General features: G+C 74.6%; 1 protein-coding gene. It reads left to right on the top strand.

Annotated elements, in window-relative coordinates; genetic code table 11:
- Positions 1–524 (top strand): alpha/beta hydrolase family protein (locus A6302_RS23335; protein WP_483428751.1); only part of this gene is annotated, 524 nt, incomplete at both ends.

Below are 524 nucleotides of genomic sequence, written 5' to 3'. Positions count from 1 at the left end.
ACGGGGCGCCGCGCGCCGTTCAGGGCGGACGCCCCGTCGGCACCGCCGGCGGCTTCGGCCTGTTCCATGCGGCGGCGGGCGACGTCGCCGTCCTGATCTGCCCGCCCTGGGGCTACGAGGCGCTGTCGGCCCACAAGAGCCTGCGCAAGCTCGCCGACACCCTGGCCGAGGCCGGATTTCCGACCCTGCGCTTCGACTATCCCGGCACGGGGGATGCCCCGGGCGACACGCTCGACATTCAGGACATCGCCGTCTGGGAAGAGGCGGTCGTGTCGGCCGCGAGCGATCTGCGCGCGCTGGCCGGTGCCTCGCGGTCGTGCTCTGCGGTCTCGGCTCGGGCGCTGCTGGCGCGCCGCGCCGCGCCGCGGGTTTCGGGTCTCGCCGGTCTCGTGCTCGCCGCGCCGGTGATCGACGGCCGTCGCCATCTGCGCGAACTTGCCGCCTGGTCGGCAATGATCGACGGGCGCATCGGCATCGAGCGTCGCCCGCTGCCCGGCACCGCCGTCGATGTCGCCGGCTTCGTC

It is taken from the genome of Methylobrevis pamukkalensis (assembly GCF_001720135.1).
In the GTDB taxonomy this organism is placed as follows: domain Bacteria; phylum Pseudomonadota; class Alphaproteobacteria; order Rhizobiales; family Pleomorphomonadaceae; genus Methylobrevis; species Methylobrevis pamukkalensis.
Note: the sequence above shows the minus strand (reverse complement) of the source record. Positions and strands in the feature narration are given on the sequence as shown.